Here is a 22,365-nt window from a genome sequence, read left to right on the forward strand (position 1 = left end):
TTAGTCTCCTGCACGCGGCGCGCCTGGCCTTGGCGCTGCGCGTGCTTGCGATGCGCGCCCCTGTTTTCACCATGGCATTGATCACTTCCTCACACAAAAAATGAAACGCGTCCTGCTCTTCCTGGCGACCAACCTCGCCGTCATGCTTGTCCTCAGTTTCACCGCCAGCTTGCTGGGCGTGAACCGCTTCCTCACCGGCAACGGCCTCAACCTCGGCATGCTGCTGGCATTCGCCGCGCTGATGGGCTTCGGTGGTTCCTTCATCTCGCTGCTGATGTCCAAGACCATCGCCAAGTGGTCGACCGGCGCGCAAGTCATCACCCAGCCCAGCAACGGCACCGAAGTCTGGCTGGTGCAGACCGTGCAGAAGCTGGCCGAGCGCGCCGGCCTGCCGATGCCTGAAGTCGCCATCTATGAAGGCGAAGCCAATGCGTTTGCCACCGGCGCCACCAAGAAAAGCTCGCTGGTGGCCGTTTCCACCGGCTTGCTGCAAACCATGTCGCACGACGAAGTGGAGGCCGTGCTCGCGCACGAAGTCGCCCACATCGCAAATGGCGACATGGTCACGCTCACGCTGATCCAGGGGGTGGTCAACACCTTCGTGATCTTCCTGGCGCGCGTGGTGGGCTACTTCGTGGATTCGATGCTGCGCAAGAACGATGAGGAATCGAGCGGCCCCGGCATCGGCTACATGATCACGGTAGTGGTTTGCGAGATCGTGTTCGGCATCCTGGCCAGCATCATCGTGGCCACCTTCTCGCGCCATCGCGAATACCGTGCCGATGCCGGCGCGGCCAAGCTCATGGGCAGCCCCACGCCGATGGTGGCGGCGCTGCGCCGGCTGGGCGGCCTGGACTCCGAAGGCCTGCCGCAGAACATGCAGGCGATGGGCATTGCCGGTGGCAAGTCGTGGCTGTCGCTGTTCTCCAGCCACCCGCCGATCGAGCAGCGCATTGCCGCGTTGCAAGCTAAGGCCTGAGGCCCTTGCCGGGCTCCTCTGGCCTCGCCCGGAACGCTGCCCGATAGCGTTCCGGCGTGCTCTGCACATGCCGCTGGAACGCCTGCCGCATCACGTCGGCGTTGGCAAATCCAGTCGCACGGGCGATGCCATCGAGGCGTCGCCCATCTTCCTCCAGCATCCTGCGCACCGCTTCCACACGTAGCCGTTCCACGTAGCGCGCCGGCGTCTCGCCGACCTGCCGCGCGAACACGCGCGCGAAGTTGCGCGGGCTCATCGCCACGCGCTCGGCCAGCACCTGCACCGACAGGTCGCGCGCCAGGTGCTCCGCCATCCAGGCCTGCAATTCACGCAACTCCGGGCTTTGCGCGCTCTGCGCCTGCAGCAGCGTGGAGAACTGTGCCTGGCTGCCGGGACGGCGCAGGAACAGCACCAGTTCGCGCGCCACGGCCAGCGAGGCGGCATGGCCGAGATCGTCCTCCACCAAGGCCAGCGCCAGGTCCATGCCAGCGGTCACGCCGGCCGAGGTGTACAGATCGCCCGCGCGGATCCAGATCGGGTCCGGGTCCACCTGTACCAGCGGATGGCGCTGCGCCAGCCGCGCGGCGTGGCGCCAGTGCGTGGTGGCGCGATGGCGGTCCAGCAGCCCGGTGCGCGCCAGCACGAACGCGCCGGTGCAGACCGCGCCGAGGCGGCGCACGCGCGGTGCCTGCGCGCGGATCCAGTCAATCAGGCGCGCGTCGTTGGCTGCCGCGGCGTGGCCTGAGCCGCCGGCGATCAGCAAGGTGTCGATCGGCCCGGGCAGCATGTCGCCGATGCGATGATACGGCGCGTCGGCCAGCAGCCGGATCCCGCTTTCGGTGCACACCAGGCCGTCGTCGCGCACGCTGGCAATGCGGATGTCGTAGGCCGGCGAGGCCCGGCCGGGGAGCCGGTTGGCATGGCCGAAGACCGCGCTGGGCCCGGTCACGTCGAGTTCCTGCGCCGGGTCCGGCGCGACGAGCACGACGATGCGCGGCGGATCATTCGGCAAGGGATGGCTGGCAGGCATGGACGGTGACCCAGGGCGAGAGTGTGCGTGCGCGAGTGCGCTAGTGCGCTAGTGCGGTTGCGGCCGATCATACCGGCGCCGGCGCTTATCCGGCCAGCACCGCCGCGCGCGGCGTGCCGCGCCGCCAGCCTAGCGTGACCAGCAGCGCCACCGCCAGCGCTGGCAGCACGGCGAGGTTGACGGCCTGCCAGCCATAGCGGTACAGCACCTGCCCGGCCGCGAGCGTGGCCAGCGCGGTCAGCGCGGCGGCGGAGAATTCGGCCAGCGCCTGGGTCCGCGCGCGCTCGGCGGGCCGGTAGCTTTCCGCCAGCAGCGTGGTGCCGCCGACAAACATGAAGTTCCAGCCAATGCCAAGGCACAACAAGGCGACATAAAAGGCTGGCAACGCCGTCGAGGCCAGGGCCACGAGCGAACCCATTGCAGCGAGCGCGATGCCGCACATCAACATCGGCCCGCGCCCAAAACGCTGCAGCAGCCAGCCGGAGAAGAAGGACGGCGCGTACATGCCCACCAGGTGCCACTCGATGATCTGCGCGCCCTGCGTGATGGTATGGCTGCACGCCACCGCGGCAATCGGCGTGGCAGTCATCACGAACATCATCACGGCGTTGCCGATGCCGTTGTTGGCAAACGCCGCCAGGAACACCGGCCGGCGCGCGATCTCGGCGAGCGGGCGCGCGGGCAACGCCGCGGCGCCATGATCGGCCGCCGCCGCGCCTGCGTGCGCCTTTGGCTCGCGGTAGCCAAGGGCCAGCAGCAGGACCGTGGCCATGCCGAACACCGCGACCACCGCATACGATCCGGCAAAGGGCTGCGCCACCATCAGGTCGCTGCTCCACGCGGCGATGGCGGGCCCGCACACGGCGGCCACCACGCCGCCGGTGAGCACGGTGGAAATGGCGCGCGGCTTATCCACAGGCGCGGCGGCGTCCGCCGCGGCCAGCCGGTAGAAGCGCGCGAACGCCTGGAACACGCCGACCAGCGCCGTGCCCACGCAGAACGCCACGAAGTCATGGTGCGAGATGGCCCACACCGACACCAGCCCGCCTGCGCAGCACGCGAGCCCGCCGAGCGAAAAAGCGATGCGGCGCCCCAGCCGCTCGATCAGGAAAGCGGCCGCGATGGCGGTGAGCGCCGACGCCACCGTGATCAGCGCGAACGGCAGCGTGGCCAGCGCCTTGTCGGGCGCGAGCGTGTAGCCGACCAGCCCGGTCAGGGTCAGGTCGACCGACAGCGCCGAAGTGAACAAGGCCTGGCAGATTGCCAGGACCCGGGCTTGGGACATCGCGGGACGTGCCATCGGGCGCTCCGGTGAGGAAGAGACGGGGATGGCACCGAGCGTACGAAAAGCGCGAGCGTGGCGGCTGACAATGATCCGCAGAATCCTGCCAACTGGCTCCTGGCTGGGCTAGTTGAACACGTCCTGGCGGTAACGTCCCTGCGCCACCATGCCTGCCAGCCAGTCGGAGGCCGCGGCCTCGCTCATGCCGCCCTGCTGCGCCGCGATCTCGATCAGCGTGCGCCGAACCGCCGGCGCCATCTGCCGGCCATCGCCGCACACATAGATCGTGGCGCCGTCCTGCAGCATTGCCCAAATGGCCTGGCGATCGCGCCATAGCAGATGCTGCACATAGCGCTGGTCCGCAGCGGCGGTAGTGGAGTAAGCCGCATGCGCCTGCACCACGCCCTCGGCCTGCCAGCGTGCGACGTCATCGCGGTACAGCCAGTCGTGCCCGGGATGGCGGCAGCCGTAATAAAACTGGCTGGCGGCTACCGCCTGTCCGGCGGCCTTCTGCGCCGCGCGCTCTTCCAGGAAGCCGCGGAACGGCGCGATGCCCGTGCCTGGCCCGACCAGGATCATCGGCCGCGCCGGGTCGGGATCGGGCGCGAAGGCCGGGTTGGGCGTGCGGATCGCGGCCGCCACCACCGCGCCAGGCGCGAGTCCTTGCAGCCAGGTGGATGCCACGCCACGGAACATGCCGCGCCCCGAAAGCGCGGGCGACCACACGGTGCCGACCGTGATCGTCGCCACGTCCGGTGCGACCAGGGGCGACGACGCGATGGAATAGAAGCGCGGCCGCATCGGCACTGTGCAAGCCAGCAGGCCCGGCAGCGTGAGCGCGATGGCGGGGTGGCTGACCAGCACATCCACCAGCCCCAGCCGCTGCGACGCCACGCGCGCCGCGTAGCCCTCTTGCGCGTGGTCCGAGCCGAGCCGCTCCAGCGCCGCACGCGTGAACGGGCAACGTGTGTATTGCAGCAGCGTGCGCAGCGTCTGGCGCGACACCACGTCTTGCAGCTCGATGAAATGCGTCAGCAGTTCGCGCAAGGGCAATGCCTCGTCCAGTGGCAGCCCGCGCGCGGCGCAGCCAGGCGCGGCGGACAGCGTCACCATGGCGTTGGGATCGAGATCGAGCCGCTCGCACAGGTCCCGCACGGTGGCGGGATGGTTCTGTGGATACACCGCAAGATGATCGCCGCTCGCGTAGCTTGCGCCTTCCGGCAGGCGCAGCTGGATGTCGCGCGTGGCGGTGCGCGGCGCTTCCAGCGCGAAGTCCCACAGCCCCGCCGGATCGTTCACCAGCTCCGTGTTGGCCAGCACCGTGAAGGCCTGCGTCGACGGCGGCAGCGTGCTGGCACGGATGGTGGCGATATCGCGCAGCCGCACCGCGATCTGGCTGGCGCCCGCCGCATCGGGTGCCGCGCCCTGCTCCACGCGCAGCGCCTGCAGCGATTGCCACAGCGCGGCGAGCCACGACTCCGCAGCCTGGTCGAAGTCGCCATTGCCATCCGCCTCGCCCCGCGCGAGCAAAGGCGCCGCGCCGGCCGCGCTGAAGAAGTCGTGCAGCCGCTTGGGGAATGCCTGGTACGTAGCCCATTGCGAATTGCCGCAGCCTAGCAACGCAAAGCGCAGGCCTTCTGCGCGGTAGCCGCCGGCATCACCGCTATCGAGCATCGCTTCGAAGCGTCGCGCTGAATCGGGTGCGCGCCCGTTGTAGGTCGCCGCCACGATCACGGCAAGCCCATCGGTGGGCAAGGCGCCTACGGCTTCGTCCAGGTCGCGCAGCGTGGCGGCAAAGCCGGCCGCCAGCGCGCCGGCGTGGATCTGCTCGGCCAGCTCGCGCGCGGTGCCCAGGCTGGAGCCGCACAGCACAGCAAGGGGCTGGCCGTTGCCGCGCACCGCCGGGGCTTGCGACTGCGCGCTGGCAGCGCCGGGCGCAGCCGCGGCAGCAATGCGCTCATGCGCCCGGCGCCGCCGTGCACGCAGCGTGAACGCATCCGGCTTCAGGGTCAGCGTTTCCTTGATGCGGAACTGGTAATCGTGCGGATCGCTGAACTGGAAATTGCGCAACATCAGGGCCAGCGCGAGCTTGGCTTCGGTCAGCGCGAACTGGCGGCCGATGCAGGCGCGCTCGCCATTGCCGAACGGCTTGTAGGCGTGGGGATGGATCCTGGCCTCGTTCTCGGGCAGGAAGCGGTCGATGTCGAAGGTCTCCGGATCGGCCCACACTTTCGGGTCGCGGTGCAGCGCGGTGAGCACCACCGAGACGCGCCGATCCTTGCGGATCAGGTAGCGCCCGCCGATCACCGTGTCCTCGAATGGCGCCACCGCAAAGGCGGGCGCCGTGGGCCACAGGCGCAGCGTTTCCTTGAGCACGCGGTCAATCACCTGCAGCTTCGCCAGGTCGGCATAGACCGGCGGCGCGTCGCCCGGCAGCACCGCGTCCACCTCGGCATAGGCTTGCGCCAGCACGCCGGGATGGCGCAGCAGCTCATACAGCGCGAACGTGAGCAGGCCGCTGGTGGTCTCGTGCCCCGCGATCAGGAAGGTGATGACCTGGTTGCGGATGTTCACGTCGTCCAGGCGCTGGTCGGTATCGGGGTCGCGCGCCTCCAGCATCAGGTTGAGCAGGTCGTGCGCGGGCGGCTGTCCGGCGTTCTTGCCGGCCGCGGCGCGGCGCTGCCGCACCACGTCATCCACCAGCTCTCGCATGTACTGGATATCGTTGGCGAACTTGCGGTGCGCCTTGTGCATGAACTTGTCCTGCAGCGCAAAGCGCGTGAGCTTGCCCATGGCCTCCTCGAGCGCGCCGACCATGGCGTCGATAAAGGGATGGAGCTGCTCGCGCGAGAACGAATCGAAGTCATAGCCGAAGCCTGACAGCGCAATGGTGTCCAGCGTGAGCCGGGTCATGTCGTCGGCGATCGGGATGTCGGTGTCGGCGCCCTGGCGGTCCCACTTGTCGACCAGCCGGTTGGCCACGCGCAGCATCACGTCGAAGTAGCCCTTCATCGCGCGCTGGCTGAAGGCGGGCATCAGGATGCGGTGAGCACGGCCCCAGTTCTCTTCCTCGGCATGCGCGGTGAACAGGCCGTCGCCAGCCAGGTCGCGCAGGTACGACAGCGGCGGCCCGACGATCTTGCGAAAGTGCTGCCCATCCGACAGCTCGCCCACCAGCGCGGCGTCGCTCACGAACGCCACCCGGCGCCCGGCGAAATCCAGTTCGAAAATGCCATCGAAGGCGCGGCTGCGCGCCAGCAGGTGCTGCCCGACCTTGCCCGGCGTGACCTGCAACAGGTTGCCAACCAGCGGCCAGCCCGGGTCGCGCGGGATAGGTTCGAGCGAGCGTGCGGGCTGCGCCGCCGGAATGGTTGCTGCGGTTGCCGAGATTGCGGCCGGAGCGGCGGAGGCGGGAGTGGAGGCGCGCTGCATGTTCAGGTCACCAGATGGTAGTCGGCGGGCGAAACGCCGGGGTTGGGCCAAGGGGCTCAGGCGCCGCCTTGTGTCTCTTGTTCGTTTTTTTGTTTTCTGCCGGGTGCATGACGTACATGACGTACATGACGTACATGACGTACAAGGCTATCCCTGCAAGTCGACGTAGACAACCGTCTACTTTTGCAGCAAAGTAGACGAATGTAGACCGAGTGTCAATTCCAAACCGGATTCGCTCTAGCCGGCGTATTCAAGCCGGTGTATCCCGGCCTTAACTTTTTTGCCTCACACCATGGAAGACGTTGCCGGCGGCAAACGCAAACTGATCGACGCGGCGCTGCGCCTGGCGGCAGCCAGGCGCAGCTTCGCAGGCCTCGGCCTGCGCGAGCTGGCGCGCGAAGCGGGGCTGAACCCCAATACCTTCTATCGCCACTTCCGCGACATGGAAGACCTGGCGCTGAGCGCCGTGGCCGAGGTCGGCAACGAACTGCGGCCCATGCTGCGCGCGGTGCGCTGGGCGGTGGCGCAGGACAACCCGGGCGAGGTCGCCACCCGCGCCTGCGACGCCTTCTTCGCCTACGCCGATGCCCACCCCGACGCCTTCTTTGTCGGCGTGTGCGGCAGCACCGGCCCGCAGCCGGCGCTGCGCGAAGCGGTGCGCCAGGTGCTGGCGGATATCGCCGGCGAGATGGCGGAAGACATCGAGAGGCTGGCGCTCTGCCCGGGCCTGTCGCGCCCCATCGTCGACGACCTCTGCGGCTACGTGGTGTCCTACCTGTTCCACCTGTCGACGGACTATCTCGAAGATAACGCCAAGGGACGCCGCCTGCGCATCCAGCAATCCAAGCAGTTGATCAGCTGGCTGCTGCGCGGCGCAGCCGAACAGCAGCGGGCGCAGGATCAGCCGGCGCCCGTACCCGCACCTGCGCGCAAGCGCAAGCCAACGGAACGCCGGCCGCACTGAGCGCGCCGGCCGCTGCGGCTGCGTTTGCAATGCGGGCGGCAAGCGCCTGAACAAGCGGCTGAACGCCAGCCCTGCCGGGTCTCCTCGGTATTTTCCCTGAGCCAGCCGCGCAACGGCGGGAAAGCTGGATGAAGGCTTGCCATGCCTACGATGCAGGGGCTTCTCTCATGGCCGGGACACGCGTCCCGCCCCCGAGCAGCCGGATTCATCGACAAGACTAGCGAGCCCCGAGGAGATCAACTTGAAAGCCCAAACCAAAACCACAGCCCTCGCGCTGGCAATCGGCGCGGCCTTTGCCGGCCACGCCAACGCGCAATCGAACGTGACGCTGTATGGCCTCATCGACACCACCATCAGCACCATCAGCAACGCCGACGCCAAGGGTGACCGCCTCACCGGCTACCACCAGCCGGCGTGGTTCAGCGGCAACCGCTGGGGCCTGACTGGAGCGGAAGACATCGGCTTCGGCACCAAGGTGATCTTCAAGCTGGAGAGCGAATTCCAGAGCTACAACGGCGCGATGGACACCCCCGGCGTGCTGTTCAACCGCGACGCCTGGGTCGGCATCAACAGCGATGTCTTCGGCAAGCTGACCTTTGGCCGCCAGAATGCACTCGGGCGCGACCCGATGGCTTCGGGCCTCTATGGAGACCCCTACGGCCCGGCCGCGATCACGACCGAGGAAGGCGGCTACACCAACAACAACAACTTCAAGCAGCTGGTGTTCTACGCGGGCAGCGCCACCGGCACGCGCATGGACAACGGCGTGGTGTGGAAGAAGCTGTTCGACAACGGCCTGACCGCCGGCGCGGGTTACCAGTTCGGCGAAGTGCCGGGCGCGCCGTCGCGCAACACCACGGAGACGGTCACCCTGGGCTACAACGGCGGGAACTTCCACGTCTCGAGCTTCTTCACGCAGGCCAACGTGAATGGCCAGCGCAACCGAACCTATTCGGCTGGCGGCAACTATGTGTGGGGCATCGTGCGCGCCAGCGCGGGCTATTTCCACTACACCGCGGAGCAGGGCGCGCTGGGCCAGCGCAAGGACGACGCCTACACTGTGTCGCTCAAGATCGACCCGGCAGGCGCCTTCGACTATGAGATCGGCTACCAGATGATGAAGGCCGGCCACGCCGCCCTGAATGCCGACGGCTTCACCATCAATGCTTATGGCAACACCGCTGGCTCCACCGCGACCGACAGCGGCCGCAAGAACACGGTGTACGGCTCGATCTTCTACCACTTCTCGAAGCGCACCGAGGTCTACCTCGCGGCCGACTACATGTTCCTGCAGCACGGCTATCACGCCGCGCAATCGAACGGCTTCGCGCACCAGAGCGAATTCGCGGTGGGCATGCGCACGCGCTTCTGACCCCCGTTGCATCGGCCTGCGCCTGGCGGCGCGGGCCTGGCTCCGAACTTTCCTTGTCCCGGCCACAAGCCGGGTTTTTTTCGCCTGGCGGCATCGTTCCGTGCTTCTTCCGTGCTTCAAGTGTGCCGCCATCTCCCACTTGTGAGAGATGGGCTGGGGTGAGAGGAAGAGACTGCCGTCGTGATGGCGTGCGGTGTTGGCCCTTCCGTCGGCTCCGTTCAATGCCACTGGTCTGCTCCCCTCTCCCACTTGTGGGAGGGGCCGGGGGAGAGGGCGGGCGCTCGCAGGAAGTCCGGCGAACCAAGTAAAAAGGCCCACCCCGACGGGGAGTCGGCGTGGGCAAGGGAGATGGCGTCCCGGCGCGTGCGTAGCGCTATTGCGCTGTGCCGCCGCGACGTAAGGTCAGGCCAGGTTGCCCGGCTTCCATTTAAGCAGGCGGTTTTCCAGCGTGGTCAGCAAGAAATCCGCGGCAAGCGCCACCACCGCCAGCACGATCATGGCGGCGAACACGCCGCTGGCATTGAAGGCGCCCTGCGCCGTGGCGATCAGCAGGCCGATGCCCTGCTTGGAACCCAGGAACTCGCCCACCACGGCGCCGACCAGCGCGAAGCCGAAGCTGACGTGCAGGCTGGCCAGGATCCAGCTCAACGCCGACGGCACCACCACGGCGAAGGTCAGCTGCCGTTTGGACGCGCCGAGGATCTGCGCATTGGCGATCAGGTAGCGGTCGGCTTCGCGCACGCCCTGGAAGGCATTGCCGAACACCACGAAGAACACCATCACCACCGCCAGTGCCACCTTGGAGGCCATGCCCAGGCCCAGCGCGATCACGAAGATCGAGCCCAGCACCACGCGTGGAATGGAGTTGGCAATCTGGATGTAGATGCTGAACACATCGGCCAGCAGCTTGTTGCGCCCGAGCACGATGCCGCAGATCACGCCGGCGACCGAGCCGATGAGGAAGCCCAGCCCGGTCTCTTCCAGCGTGACCGCCACCTGCTCCAGCAGCGGGCCCTGCGAGGTGCCGTTGACGAACCAGTCATAGATCTGCTCCGCAATCAGCGAGGGCATGGAGAAGAAGAACGGGTCGATCCAGTGCAGCCGCCCCGCCAGCTCCCAACCGCCCAGCGCCACCACCAGCAAGGCAATGCGCAGGGTGATGATCAGTTGGCGGCGCCGGCGCATGGCTAGCCTGGCTTCCCGTTCAAAGACGTCGAGTTCGTCGGCAAGGGCCGTGTTTGCTTCCATATTCATTGGTATTGGCATTGGCGTTGGCATTGGCTACGGTTGGCGGCGCGGCATCAGTCGATGTGGACTTCTTCGCGCAGATCGGCCCAGATCTCGCGCGACAGTTCGACAAAGTGCTTTTCGTAGCGGATCTCCGAAGTCACGCGCGGGCGTGGCAGGTCGATCTCATAGACACGCTTGAGGGTGGCCGGACGCGCGGTCAGCACGAAGACCCTGTCGGCCATGGCGATGGCTTCTTCCAGGTCGTGCGTGACGAACACCACCGAGCCGGCGTTCTGCGACCAGAGCTGCAGCAGCTCGTCCTGCATCAGCGTGCGGGTCTGCATGTCCAGCGCGCTGAATGGCTCGTCCATCAGCAGGATCTGCGGGTTGTTGATGAAGGTCTGCGCCAGCGCCACGCGCTTGCGCATGCCGCCCGACAACTGATGCGGGTAGTGGTTGCTGAACTTGGCCAGGCCGACCTTGCGCACCCATTCCTCGGCCAGGCCATAGGCCTGGTCGCGGCCGGCGCCGCGGAACAGCGGCCCGGCCGCCACGTTGTGCAGCACCGAGCGCCACGGGAAGACCGCATCGGCCTGGAACACGAAGCCGATGCGCGGATCGATGCCGGTCACGCGTTTGCCCATCAGGCGCACCTCGCCGGTGCTCGGCTTGAGCAAGCCGGTGATCAGGCTCAGTGTGGTCGATTTGCCGCATCCCGTCGGCCCGACAATGGCGACGAACTCGCCCTTGCCCACACACATGGAGAAGTCGCGCAACGCCACGGTGGCAGTGCCATCGGGTGCGATGAAGCGGCAGGAGACGCGCTCGAATTCGATGGCCGGCGCATCTTGCGGCATGGTATTGGTCATGAGGTTTCCTTGCAGTGCGCGCGCGCCGGCGGCGCGAACCGGTTGTTCGCCTGGCGCCTCACTTGGCGGCGCGGTCGACGAACTCGTTGGTAAAGGTGCGGCCCAGTTCGATGTGCTTGCCCTTGACCGTCGGATCGAACGAGGCGAGCACCTTGAGCACCGTTTCGGGGCCGCCGGCGGGCATTCTGCCGTCGTCGGTGAACATGGGCAGCGAGGCGCCCAGGGCCTTGACGTAGAGCTCGCGGTTATTGCCGTAGTAGTCCTTGGGCATCTTCTGCGCGATCTCCTCAGCGCTGTGGGTCTTGATAAAGCGCATGGTCTTGACGAAGGCGCGCGCCAGCTTCTGCACCTGCTCCTTGTGTCCTTCCACCCAGGTGCGCTGCATATAAAGGCTGGAGGCCGGATAGAGCCCGCCCAGCGCCTGGGTGGTACCCTCGGCCGTGCGCATGTCGACCAGCACCTGCGCCTCACCGGTCTTGAGCAATTGCGAGATGGTGGGCTCGGTGGTCATGCCGGCATCGATGCGGCTCTGGCGGATCGCGGCCATGAAACTGTTATCGGCGCCGACCGGCAGCACCGTGTACTGGCTGGGCGCCACACCCGCCTTGAAGGCCAGGTACTGCGTCAGGAAGTTGGTCGACGAGCCCAGGCCCGTCACACCGAGCGTCTTGCCTTTCACATCGGCCATGCTCTTGATCTGGCCGGCCGCACGCGTGGCCACCATCTCCACCTCGCCCGGCACCTTGCCGAACACCACCACGGCCTCCACTTCCTTGCCCTTGCTCTGCAGATCGATGGTGTGATCGTAGAAGCCCACCACGCCCTGCACCGCGCCGGCCAGCAGTTCGTTTTCGGCGTCGACCCCGGCCGGCTGCGAGAGGATCTCGACATCGAGCCCCTCCTCCTTGAAGTAGCCCAGCTGCTCGGTCAGCCTGGCCGGCAGGTAGATGATCTTGGTCGCGCCGCCCACCATGATCGACAGCTTTCCATCGGCCGCCTGCGCCGTGTGCGCAGCTGCAAGTGCCGCAAGTGCTGCGGAGGCCATGGCAAGCGCGCCCTTCCTGTATGCATTCATCTTTGTCTCCCTTGTTTTGCTGGCGCCAGGTCTTGGTGGCCGGGGCATGATTGGGCTCTGGTTACGGCGTGCCTCCGCGCTCGCCGGGGCCACAGCGCGGGGTTCGAAGCATTCTAGGCAGCGCAAACCTTCACGCAGCTTTCGCCGCATCTCAGGGAATATCCCGATGCGGTGCTGTGTCTGCGGCGTGGCGGGCAGTGGTAAAAGGAGACCCCGGCAACAGTAGGTCCTCACCAGAGCGGTTCATGAAGGTATTGCTGATCGAAGACAACGCTTCGCTCATCCACTGGCTAGCGAGGCTGCTGAAGGAAGAGCGCTTCATGGTCGATACCGCGCTGGACGGCGAGTACGCCGATCAGTTGCTGCAGACGCAGAGCTACGACGTGGTGCTGCTAGACCTGCAGATCCCGCGCCTGGCCGGCAAGAGCGTATTGCGCCGGCTGCGCGCGCGCCGCAACAACGTGCCGGTATTGGTGGTGACGGCAAGCGCGTCGATCGACGAAAAAGTGGAGTGCCTGGGCCTGGGCGCCGACGACTACCTCGTCAAGCCTTTCGAAGTGCGGGAACTGGTCGCGCGCATCAAAGCCCTGGCGCGGCGGCAGACCGGGGAGAAGCAAGCCGAACTGGCTTGCGGCGACCTCACCTACAACACCGACACGCGGCAGTTCTATGTCGCGGGCGAGCTGCTTTCGCTGCGCCTGAAAGAGCACACCGCACTGGAAATCCTGATGATGCGGCTCGGCAAGACCGTGTCCAAGGCGAGCCTCATGTCGGGCGTGTATTCGCTCGACGAGGAGGCTAGCGAGGACGCCATCGAGATTTATATCCATCGCATCCGCAAGAAGCTCGAGGGCTGCCAGGCCACCATCATGACGCTGCGCGGCCTGGGCTACCTGCTGCAGCAAAAGCAATGATCCACAGCCTGCGCGTACGGTTGCTGCTATGGCTGCTGGTGCCGCTGGCGGGCTTTGTGGGCATCAGCAGCTATGCCGCCTACCTGAGTGCGGCCGATACCGCAAACCGCGTGCAAGACCGCGCGCTGCAAGCTTCGGCCGACGTCATCGCGGGCCACATCGCGTGGGCGGACGGACGCATCACGGTGCAGGTGCCACCGTCGGCGCTGTCCCTGTTCGACTCGCCCTATGGCGACCACGTTTTCTACAACGTGGTCGACGATCGCGGCCGGATCCTGGCCGGCAATCCGCGCTTTGAGCAGCCACCGATGGCGGGTGCCGCCAGCCCGGTGTTCTACTCTTCCCGTTTCCAGTCGCAGCCAGTGCGGGTAGTGCAAGCCACCCGCACGATGTTCGACTCCGGCGAGGCCCGCAAGGTCACCGTCACCGTGGGGCAGACACTGATCGGCAACCACGAGCTGGTTCGCAGCCTGCGCATGCCGGCGCTGCTGCGCGAAGTGGTGATGCTGGTGCTGGCCGTGGGGCTGGTGATGATCGGGCTCACGGTGGAGCTGAGCCCGCTGCTGCGCGTGAAAGACGAAGTGGCGGGACGCGACCCGATGGATCTGGTACCGGTGAGCGCAATCGACCTGCCGCAGGAGTTGCGGCCCATTGTCGAGGCGATCAACCAATGCATCCAGCGCCTGAACGAATATGTGCGCCAGCAAAAGCGCTTTATTGCCGATGCCGCGCACCAGATCCGCACGCCGCTCGCGGTGCTGGGAGCGCAGCTGGAGTTTGCCGCGCGGGTGGACGATGACGCCAGGCTGCGCGAGATCCTCGGCTCGATGGAGACCAGCACACAGGCCATGACCAACCTGGCCAACAAGCTGTTGCTGCTGTCGCAGGCGGAAGCCGCGCGCAGTGCCGGTGCCGCGCAGCAAGGCGCGGACCTGGTGCCGCTGGTGACCAACGTGCTGGAAGACATGGTGGTGCTGGCGCAGCGCAAGGGCATAGACCTGGGCGCCGAGCTGGCGGTCGACAGTGCACGGGTGAGCGTCAACGAGTGGATGATGGCAGCCGTGGTATCGAACCTGGTCGACAACGCGATCCGCTACACGCCGGCGCAAGGCCAGGTCACCGTGGCCCTGACCCTCGAGGCGAACAGTGCCGTCCTCGCGGTGAGCGACAACGGTCCTGGCATTCCCGCGGAAGCGCGGCCCAAGATATTCGATCGTTTCTACCGCAACGCGCTGCCGAACCAGGAAGGCAGTGGCCTGGGGCTTGCCATCGTCAAGGAGATCGTGCTGACGGCGCAAGGCCAGGTAAGCCTGAGCCCGGGCATCGGCGGGCGCGGCGTCACGCTGACGGTGCGCCTGCCTCTGGCCGCCTGAGCGTCGCGCCTAGTCCACCACCTTGCCGCGTTGCGCCTTGACCTGGCTGCGCTGGCTCTTGCCCTCGAGGCGCCGCATCTTCGAGCCGAAGGTGGGCCGCGTGGGGCGGCGCGTGCGCGGCGGCGTAGCCACGCTGCGCACCAGGTCGTGCAGGCGCTGCACCGCCTCTTCCCGATTCATCTCCAGGCTGCGGTGTTGCTGCGCCTTGATCACGACCACGCCGTCGCGCGTGATGCGGTGGTCATGCAGTTGCAGCAGCCGCGCCTTGTGCCCTTCCTCCAGCGACGAGGCGCGGACATCGAAGCGCAGGTGCACCGCGTTGGACACCTTGTTGATGTTTTGCCCGCCCGCGCCTTGCGCGCGGATCGCGGTGATCTCGTATTCGGTGTGGAGGATGGTGATGTCGGGCTGCATGGCACGCATGATAGCAAGGGCCGATGCGGCCCGCTCCCATGCACTACCCATGCACTACCCATGCACTACCCATGCACTACCCATGCGCTACCCATGCGCTAGCGGGCCGACGGCAGCTCGCCCCAGGCCACCAGGATTCGCTGGATGCTGCGCGCGTAAGCGTCGCGCTGCCCCGGCGATTCGGAGTGGTAGGCGCCAATGGCGCGCCAGGTGTTGCCATGCCTCACCATCTTTTGCTTTAGCAGCCAGGCAGCGACATAGACGTTGACGCACGAGTCGGTCAGCGCGCGGCTCGGCACGCCGTGGCGTGCCAGGTCGTTGAAATGCACCGAGTTGATCTGCAACTGCCCAACGTCGATCGACCCGTTCGCATTGCGGTTCACCGCGGCGGGATCGCCCTTCGACTCGAACCACGCGATGGCACGCAGCACCGAGGGATTGACGCCCTGGTAGGTGCCCGCTTGCTCGAAGCAATCCTGCGCGCGGGCCGCACCATGGAACATCATCAGCAGCAACAGCGAAACCGCCGGCAAGCTGCCCGCGAGCGTGCCGGCATGCTCGCGGTGCGGGCGCAGGCGGGCTGCCTTCGTATGGGTGTTAACGGACACGATTGATGCCCTCGCTTGCCAGACGTTGGCGATGATCTTCAGCCGACCCGGGCGGGGACGACTGCTGCAGGGCCAGGTCGAGCTGACGTCCGATGGTGTCCAGGTACGCACGCGAGGTGTCCGAAACCACCAGCCGCACCACCGGCGCGAGGCTCTTGCGTTCCGGCGCGGGCAGCGCTTTGATCCGGGCCCTGGCGGTGTGTCCCACGCGCGGCGCGCTGAGCTCGTCACTGCCGCTCGCGGGCGGCAACATGGCCAGGGTTGGCAGCGGTGGATAAACCTTGTCCGCCGCCGGTGCGGCTGCCGGCAAGGCAGGACGGACATCGGCGCCAGGCTCGGTGGCAAGGGCCGGCATGGCCAGCGCCAGGCTGACGGCAAACAGGATGAGGCGGTGCATCGGCTGCAGCTCCTTGTTGCGGTGTTATTGCAGTGTTGTCGCGGTGCTACTGCGATTGCGCCGTCTTGATCGTCACGCTGTACGGCTGGCTCGTGCCGGCCGTCAGGTTCTCGAGGTGGACGGCAGTGGTGCGCTGTGCCGGTACGCCTTTCCAGATCGCCTGGTTGAGGTAGGGCAAGTCCTGGCCGAGCGCGGTGACGACAATGGTCGCCGGCTGCTTCTGCCGGGCCGCCAGCGCGCCGGCCTTGGTAAGCACGGCCGCGAGTTGCGCATCGCGCGCGCCAAGCGCATCGGGCGGGATCACGAAGCTCACAATCGTGCTCTGCGGCGCCGGCGCGTCCGCCGTCGCAGTGGCAGGCAGTTGGGCACAACCCGCCAGCGCGAGCAAGGCTGCCGAGCCGGCCAGCGGCATCGCCAGGCGCTTTGCCCACGCGCCCTGCAGCCGAGAGTGAGCGACGGCCCGGCGCGTCCGTTCGCGGGGCACTTTGTCTGCGATATGGCACATGGAATGGCTTCCCTAGGCGTTTAATGCGGGCCATTTACGCATTGGGCCGATCGGGCGAAAAGGCGCAATTAAGGGGAGAAATTGCTTCTGTTTGCGGATTGACAGTGCCTCGCGCCGGGCAGCCGGAGCGCGCGCAGGTGCGGCTACGCGCCGGTCATGGCACTTTCCGGGAAGGCACGTGCTCGACAAGCCGCGCGGCGCAAGACCGGAATGCTCCACGCGCCATACCGCGAGCGCCGCCGGAAATCGCCGGCGGCGGTTCCGCCGCTGCCCAAATCCTGCCGAGGCGCGCGCAGCTGTATCAACGGCACAACGCGCGCAGCGCAATGATTGCGCTCAAGGACCCTGCACCGCGTCCTGGCTTGCCGGCCGCACCAGTAGCAGGCTTGCCACAGCCAGGAGCACGCAACCGACCCCGGCCACCTGGGCCACGCTGACCCGCTCGCCCAGCAACACCGCCGCCAGCACAACCGCCGACACTGGCGCAAGCGCGGTAAACAGCGCTGCCTCGCTGCCGCTCGTGCGCGCCGAACCTGCGTACCACAGCAGGAATCCGCCGACCGTTGGCACGATTGCGTAGTAGATCACCGCAGCCACCGCCTGCGTGGAAAACGCCAAAGTCCACGGCGCCTCGAACACAGCAAACAGCGCGGATGCGACCAGCCCGATGCCGCACATGACCGCTGATAGCGCGAGTGGCGCAATCGCCTGGTCCAGCCGCCGGTTGAGCAGGATGAACAGCCCCTCGCACACTACGGCTCCCAGGACGAGCGCGTTACCGAGCAGGGAATGCCCGCTGCCGGCGCCGGAAGGAAAGGCAACCATGACAATCCCAGCCGTGGCCAGCCCGATCGCGAGCATGAGGAAACGATGGGGCCGCTCGCCAAGCAGCAGGATCGCAATCACCGCCGATACCACGGGCAGCGTACCAATGATGACGCCAGCATCCGCGGCCGAGGTCAGCCGCAGACCGGAGATCAGCAGCGTCGTATAGCCCACGCTGCCCGCCGCCGCCTGCACCACCAGCGTGATCCGGTCACGGCCGCGCGGCCTTGGCCACGACGCCCCGGTCAGCCGCAACGCGCCCAGCAAGCAAGGCAAGGCGATCGCGAACCGCAGCGCGGTGGCCGTGAACGGCGGCAGGCCGGACGCAATGACTTTGCTTGCAATCACGGTGCTGCCAACCAGCACCATCGCAAGGGTCAGATAGCAATACCCTAGATAGCTTCCCCGCTTGCCCGGCATGCGCAGCCCCCGCCATGGAAAAGCAGCAGGCTAGCCGGGCCGGCGCATCGGGTCTTGAATGAAATTGCAGCTCAGCTCAGCTCACCACGGCTGCATAGGCGCGCGGCGACACGCCGTACTGGCGCACGAACATCCGCGTCATGTGGCTCTGGTCGGCAAAGCCGCTGGCGGCGGCCGCATCGGCCAGGGCCTTGCCCTGGGCAATCAGCGCGCGAGCCAGATGGATGCGTCGCTGCAAGAGGTACGCGTGCGGCGTCAGCCCGGTTGCCTTGGAAAACGCACGCAGCAGCTGGAACCGGCTCAGCCCGGCAACCTCGGCGAGTTCGGCCAGCGAGACGGCTGCGGCCGGATCATCGTCGATCAGGCTGCGCGCCCGAGCGATCGCCTCCGCCTGTGCCCCCGCCTGCGCGCCTGCGCTGCGCGCAAGGCCGGGCTCCGCTACCCGTGCCAGCAGGGCGAGCAGCATCGCTTCGCACTGCAGATCCGAGCCAGCGCCGCCGCCGGCCGTAACGAGCAGATAGAGCTGCTGGAAGCTGGCCGCCACCGCGGCATCGCTGACGACCGGGCTAGGGAATTCGCACTGCCTCGTCCTGCCTTCGCTTAGGTCCAGGCTGGCCCGCGCGATGCATGCAGGATTGAAGTAAAGCATCCGCCACGAGCGCCCGGCGTCGCCGATGGGCATGCCATCGTGCACCTCGCCCGGGTTGACCATGATCATGTCGCCCGGGCCCGCCTCGACCATGCCGCGCCCGCTGTGCGACCTGTGCGCGCCCTGCCAGATCACGCCAATGCCAAATTGCTCGTGGGTATGCCGCGCAAAGGTGTGGCGCGTGCTCGCCTCGACGGCCTCCACGCCAGGCATCTCGCAGCGAAGGATCCTGAACTGTCCTGAGCGCATTCCGTGCTCCCCATTCCGTTCTCTCTTTTGCGCGACGATATACTCACCCTTCAGCGTTGCGCTACCCCCGGTTCTGACATGGAGCACATCCTCTTCCGGTCTGCAGTCTTGGCCGATCTTCCCGCCATCGTGGCATTGCTGGCGGACGATGCGCTTGGCAGCCAGCGAGAGATCGTCAGCACGCCCGTGGACGAAAGGTACGTTATCGCCTTCCACGCCATCGCTGCGGACCCGAATCAGCGTCTCGTGGTAGCCGTGGATGGCGACACGGTAATCGGCACGCTGCAACTGTCGTTCATACCCGGCATCGCCCGCGCAGGTGCATGGCGGGGGCAGATCGAAGCGGTCCGCATCGCGGCGCCGTTTCGCAGCGCAGGGTTCGGCCAGAAGATGTTCGAATGGGCGATCGCGGAATGCAGGTCCCGCGGATGCGCCATCGTGCAACTCACCACCGACAAGGGCCGTGCGGATGCGCACCGGTTCTACGAAAGGCTTGGCTTTGTTGCCAGCCACGAAGGCTACAAGCTGATCCTCTAGGCCGGCCAAAAACGGGAGGCAAGGAAATGGGGAAGCTGGGGTGATGCCACTGACAGAAGTGCCGATACTGAAGCTAGGTGCAATTTAGCTACAGTGGGCGTTCAAGGTAGTGGAGGGAAGTGCCGCAATCCCTTGTCAGGATTGGTGCGCCCGGCTGGGATCGAACCAGCAACCCCTGCCTTCGGAGGGCAGTACTCTATCCATTGAGCTACGGGCGCACAGGGTATGACGGGGTACAACGCGGGCAGCGCGCGAGTGCCGCTGCCGGAAAGTCGCATAGCATACCGTGTTTGGCGAAAGACGTCCACGCCGGGCTGAAAAGTGCAGCCAGATGACGTCTCTTGCAAGCCGCTTTTGCCTCCATACGGTAGGTCTTTGAGGCTATAATCGCGAGTTATTTGTGTAAAAACGGGGCTGCGCAACGTCCACTTCAGGTCCGGGGATGATGGTGCCGCGCCCTGCTGGCTGGCCCGTTTCGGGGCAGTTGGCACCGGATAATAGTCCGATGCGCGCAATTGGCCAGGGGGAATTGGCCACCGAGCAAGCGGCCACATAAGCAGCCGATCGCGAGCGGCCACAGGTTTCCTGCAAAATTGAGAGTTGAGTATGAGCGACGTCCATAACGCACAAGACGAACACGAGTCTCCCATCAAGACCCCCAAGCAGCTGATCGCTGTGGTGATTGCCGCCTTCCTGGTGCCAATCATCGTGATCATCCTGCTGGTCAACTTTGTCGGACACGGTGCCAAGGAAGGCGCGGGTTCTACCGCTACCGTGGAAGCTGTCAATGACCGCATCAAGCCGGTCGCCTCGCTCGAACTGAAGGACCCGAACGCACCGCGCGTCTACAAGACGGGCGAGCAGGTCTATAAGGAAGTCTGCGCTGCCTGCCACGCCACCGGTGCTGCCGGCGCGCCCAAGTACAACACCGCCGGTGACTGGGCTCCGCGTATTGGCCAGGGCTTTGCTGGCCTGCTGAATTCCGTGCTGCACGGCAAGGGCGCCATGCAAGCCCGCGCCGGCACCACCGCCGACGACTACTCCGATTACGAACTCGGCCGCGCCGTGGTCTACATGGCCGACGCCGGTGGCGCCAAGTTCCCGGAACCCGCCGCGCCCGCCGCTGCTCCGGCTACGGCTGCCGCTTCGGACGCCACGGTGGCGGCTGCAGCCGCCGCTGCTCCGGCCGCTCCCGCAGCTGCCCCCGCTGCCGCTGCCGCCGCACCGGCTGCTGCAGCTGCCGCGCCGGCTTCCGCCGAAGTAGGCAAGAAGGTCTACGAACAAGTCTGCGCCGCCTGCCACGCAGCCGGTGTTGCCGGTGCGCCGAAGTTCGGCGACAAGGCAGCCTGGGCACCGCGCCTGAAGGAAGGCATGGACGCCGTGCACGCCTTCGCCCTGAAGGGCAAGGGCGTGATGCCGCCGAAGGGCGGCTACGCCGGCCCCGACGCCGACGTGATGGCCGCAGTGGACTACATGGCCAACGCTTCGAAGTAAGCGCAAGCAGCTCTCAACAAAAAAGCCCGCGGCATGCCGCGGGCTTTTTGCTTTCCGGTGTGACTCAAACCACGCGCGAGTAGCGCTTTGGCATCGGCAAAGGCGTACCTACATCAGCGCTCCGGATGGCAGCGGGCTCGGTGCGCCGGGCATCTTCGCGCAGGAAGCCGTCGAACACCATGGCCAGGCGGCGCACCAGCAAACGCCCCAGCGGAGTCACCTCGATGCGGCCAGGCTCACAGCGCACCAGCCCGTCTTCGGCCAGCCGCGCCAGCTCCGCAAGCTCATGCGCGAAGTGCACGGCAAAATCGATGCGGTGGCGCGCTTCGACCGCCGCCATATCCAACACGCCATTGCACATCAGCGCGCCAATCACGTCGCGCCGCAAGTGATCTTCGTCGCGCATGGCGAAACCGCGCATCACCGGCAGCACGCCGGCGTCGAGGCCACTGTAGTAGTCATCCAGCGTGCGGGCGTTCTGCACGTAACGGCCCGCCACTGCGCCGATTGACGAAACGCCGAAGCCGAGCTGGTCATGGCCGGCGTGGGTGGAATAGCCCTGGAAGTTGCGCTGCAGCCGGCCCTCGCGCTGGGCCACGGCGAGCGCGTCGTCCGGCAGCGCGAAGTGGTCCATGCCGATGTAGACATAGCCCGCGGCGGTCAGCTGCTCGATCGTGCCGACCAGGATGTCGAGTTTTTCGGCGGCTGCCGGCAGTGCGCTTTCATCGATGCGCCGCTGCGGCTTGAACACGTGCGGCAGGTGCGCGTAGCTGTACACCGAGAGCCGGTCCGGGCGCATCGCCAGTACCTGCTCCACGGTGGTGGCAAAACGCGCCGTGGTCTGGTGCGGCAGGCCGTAGATCAGGTCCATGCTGACCGAGCGGAAACCCAGCCGGCGCGCGGCGTCGACGACCGCCTGCGTCTCGGCCAGCGATTGCACGCGGTGGATGGCGTGCTGGACCTCGGCGTCGAAATCCTGCACGCCCAGGCTGATGCGGTTGAAGCCAAGTTCGGCCAGCAGCGCCATCTGTGCGTCGCCGATGCGGCGCGGGTCGATCTCGATCGAGTGCTCGCCCTCGGGCAGCAGGTGGAAGTGCTGGTGCAGCGCATCCATGACCCGGCGCATCTCGGCGGGATCGAGGAAGGTCGGCGTGCCGCCGCCCCAGTGCGACTGCACCACCTCGCGCCGCGTGCCAAGCTGCTGCGCCACCAGCGCCATCTCGCGCGCCAGGTAGTCCACGTAGCGGGCGCTGCGGCGGTGGTCCTTGGTGATGATCTTGTTGCAGCCGCAGTAGTAGCAGATGTTCTCGCAGAACGGCACGTGCACATACAGCGAGAGCGGTGCGGCGGCTTTGGCCGTGTTGGCGGCGTGGGTGGCGCTAGCAGCGCAATCGGCCAGCGCCTGCTGGTAGTCCTGCGCGCCGAAGCCGCCGTGGAAGCGGTCCGCCGTCGGGTAGGAGGTGTAGCGCGGGCCGTTGATATCCATGCGGCCCGCCAACGCGCGAAAGTCCGACAAGGCATGCCGGTCCGGCGCTGCCGCGCCCCGTCCCGCCGGCTTGCCGGTGCAGGCGGCGCCGCACTTGCCGGAGCAGGTGCGGGATTGGCTCGGGACGGCAACGGGGACGGGCATTGCGTTGGGGAACTGGGCGGGGGCAGTCGCAGCCATGGGGCGGCCTTTGTCGTGGATTCGATGACCCATCGTAGGGCGCGCCGCCCGCGCCTGCGTTGACCGGGGTCAAGCCGCGGC

General features: G+C 66.9%; 20 protein-coding genes and 1 tRNA gene. 7 read left to right on the forward strand and 14 right to left on the reverse strand.

The genetic code is table 11. From position 1 onward, the window contains the following. Positions 1–100 precede the first annotated feature (100 nt). On the forward strand, positions 101–979 hold the full coding sequence (htpX, locus tag AC07XB_RS17020) for a protease HtpX (RefSeq protein WP_492828672.1): 879 nt from the start codon (positions 101–103) through the stop codon (positions 977–979). Here the strand turns inward: htpX and AC07XB_RS17025 are convergent. The 3 genes from AC07XB_RS17025 to AC07XB_RS17035 form a co-directional block, all read right to left on the reverse strand. Further along, positions 969–2,009 carry a GlxA family transcriptional regulator gene (locus tag AC07XB_RS17025; protein WP_492828670.1) on the reverse strand — a complete coding sequence of 347 codons (1,041 nt, stop codon included), beginning with the start codon at positions 2,007–2,009 and terminating at the stop codon, positions 969–971. The genes htpX and AC07XB_RS17025 overlap by 11 nt on opposite strands. 85 nt (positions 2,010–2,094) lie before the next feature. Next, positions 2,095–3,309 carry an MFS transporter gene (locus AC07XB_RS17030; protein ID WP_492828668.1) on the reverse strand — a complete coding sequence of 405 codons (1,215 nt, stop codon included), beginning with the start codon at positions 3,307–3,309 and terminating at the stop codon, positions 2,095–2,097. 108 nt (positions 3,310–3,417) lie between these two features. Next, the gene (locus AC07XB_RS17035; protein WP_492828666.1) at positions 3,418–6,723 is read right to left on the reverse strand and encodes a bifunctional cytochrome P450/NADPH--P450 reductase; all 3,306 of its coding nucleotides are present in this window, start codon (positions 6,721–6,723) and stop codon (positions 3,418–3,420) included. 292 nt (positions 6,724–7,015) lie between these two features. On the opposite strand from AC07XB_RS17035, the gene AC07XB_RS17040 reads away from it, so the two are divergent. Both AC07XB_RS17040 and AC07XB_RS17045 read left to right on the forward strand, forming a co-directional pair. Then, the gene (locus AC07XB_RS17040) at positions 7,016–7,687 is read left to right on the forward strand and encodes a TetR family transcriptional regulator (RefSeq protein WP_492811450.1); all 672 of its coding nucleotides are present in this window, start codon (positions 7,016–7,018) and stop codon (positions 7,685–7,687) included. Positions 7,688–7,928: 241 nt separating this feature from the next. Beyond that, positions 7,929–9,059 carry a porin gene (locus tag AC07XB_RS17045; RefSeq protein ID WP_492373508.1) on the forward strand — a complete coding sequence of 377 codons (1,131 nt, stop codon included), beginning with the start codon at positions 7,929–7,931 and terminating at the stop codon, positions 9,057–9,059. A 402-nt stretch (positions 9,060–9,461) separates the two neighbouring features. Here the strand turns inward: AC07XB_RS17045 and AC07XB_RS17050 are convergent, their stop codons facing one another. The 3 genes from AC07XB_RS17050 to AC07XB_RS17060 are packed head-to-tail and all read right to left on the reverse strand — an operon-like array spanning position 9,462 to position 12,233. Further along, a complete protein-coding gene (locus tag AC07XB_RS17050; protein ID WP_174425798.1) occupies positions 9,462–10,325 on the reverse strand; it encodes an ABC transporter permease in 864 nt (287 codons plus the stop codon). A 35-nt stretch (positions 10,326–10,360) separates the two neighbouring features. Further along, on the reverse strand, positions 10,361–11,158 hold the full coding sequence (locus AC07XB_RS17055; protein WP_492828664.1) for an ABC transporter ATP-binding protein: 798 nt from the start codon (positions 11,156–11,158) through the stop codon (positions 10,361–10,363). 58 nt (positions 11,159–11,216) lie between these two features. After that, entirely contained in the window at positions 11,217–12,233 is a 1,017-nt protein-coding gene (locus tag AC07XB_RS17060; RefSeq protein WP_492373510.1) for an ABC transporter substrate-binding protein, read from the reverse strand. Between the two features lie 245 nt (positions 12,234–12,478). Between AC07XB_RS17060 and AC07XB_RS17065 the strand changes: the two genes are divergently transcribed. Together AC07XB_RS17065 and AC07XB_RS17070 are read left to right on the forward strand one after the other, a co-directional pair. Continuing rightward, entirely contained in the window at positions 12,479–13,147 is a 669-nt protein-coding gene (locus AC07XB_RS17065; RefSeq protein ID WP_441635701.1) for a response regulator, read from the forward strand. Further along, positions 13,144–14,520, forward strand: a complete 1,377-nt coding sequence (locus tag AC07XB_RS17070; protein ID WP_492828662.1) for a sensor histidine kinase N-terminal domain-containing protein — start codon at positions 13,144–13,146, stop codon at positions 14,518–14,520. The genes AC07XB_RS17065 and AC07XB_RS17070 overlap by 4 nt, the downstream gene beginning before the upstream one ends. 9 nt (positions 14,521–14,529) lie before the next feature. On the opposite strand, the gene arfB is transcribed toward AC07XB_RS17070, so the two are convergent. From arfB to AC07XB_RS17100, 6 genes are all read right to left on the reverse strand, one after another. Next, positions 14,530–14,934, reverse strand: a complete 405-nt coding sequence (gene arfB, locus AC07XB_RS17075; RefSeq protein WP_150992873.1) for an alternative ribosome rescue aminoacyl-tRNA hydrolase ArfB — start codon at positions 14,932–14,934, stop codon at positions 14,530–14,532. 98 nt (positions 14,935–15,032) lie between these two features. Continuing rightward, a complete protein-coding gene (locus AC07XB_RS17080) occupies positions 15,033–15,440 on the reverse strand; it encodes a lytic transglycosylase domain-containing protein (protein WP_492373536.1) in 408 nt (135 codons plus the stop codon). A gap of 91 nt (positions 15,441–15,531) precedes the next feature. Next, entirely contained in the window at positions 15,532–15,939 is a 408-nt protein-coding gene (locus AC07XB_RS17085; RefSeq protein ID WP_492373512.1) for a hypothetical protein, read from the reverse strand. 46 nt (positions 15,940–15,985) lie between these two features. Next, the gene (locus tag AC07XB_RS17090; RefSeq protein ID WP_492373537.1) at positions 15,986–16,351 is read right to left on the reverse strand and encodes a hypothetical protein; all 366 of its coding nucleotides are present in this window, start codon (positions 16,349–16,351) and stop codon (positions 15,986–15,988) included. Positions 16,352–16,780: 429 nt separating this feature from the next. Next, the gene (locus AC07XB_RS17095) at positions 16,781–17,689 is read right to left on the reverse strand and encodes a DMT family transporter (RefSeq protein ID WP_492811443.1); all 909 of its coding nucleotides are present in this window, start codon (positions 17,687–17,689) and stop codon (positions 16,781–16,783) included. A gap of 76 nt (positions 17,690–17,765) precedes the next feature. Beyond that, positions 17,766–18,587 (reverse strand): AraC family transcriptional regulator, encoded by an 822-nt coding sequence (locus tag AC07XB_RS17100; protein ID WP_492811441.1) that lies wholly within the window; start codon positions 18,585–18,587, stop codon positions 17,766–17,768. 78 nt (positions 18,588–18,665) lie between these two features. On the opposite strand from AC07XB_RS17100, the gene AC07XB_RS17105 reads away from it, so the two are divergent. Further along, complete coding sequence (locus AC07XB_RS17105; RefSeq protein ID WP_492373515.1) at positions 18,666–19,124, forward strand: GNAT family N-acetyltransferase; 459 nt, start codon at positions 18,666–18,668, stop codon at positions 19,122–19,124. 142 nt (positions 19,125–19,266) lie between these two features. Here the strand turns inward: AC07XB_RS17105 and AC07XB_RS17110 are convergent. After that, a tRNA-Arg gene (locus AC07XB_RS17110) sits at positions 19,267–19,342 on the reverse strand. A gap of 388 nt (positions 19,343–19,730) precedes the next feature. Here AC07XB_RS17110 and AC07XB_RS17115 point away from each other — a divergent pair. Next, positions 19,731–20,618, forward strand: coding sequence for a c-type cytochrome (locus tag AC07XB_RS17115; RefSeq protein WP_492811439.1), 888 nt, complete (start codon positions 19,731–19,733; stop codon positions 20,616–20,618). Between the two features lie 64 nt (positions 20,619–20,682). Here the strand turns inward: AC07XB_RS17115 and hemN are convergent, their stop codons facing one another. After that, positions 20,683–22,284, reverse strand: a complete 1,602-nt coding sequence (gene hemN / locus AC07XB_RS17120) for an oxygen-independent coproporphyrinogen III oxidase (RefSeq protein ID WP_492373517.1) — start codon at positions 22,282–22,284, stop codon at positions 20,683–20,685. Positions 22,285–22,365: the final 81 nt, after the last annotated feature.

The organism is Cupriavidus sp. GW821-FHT02F09 (assembly GCF_059421605.1).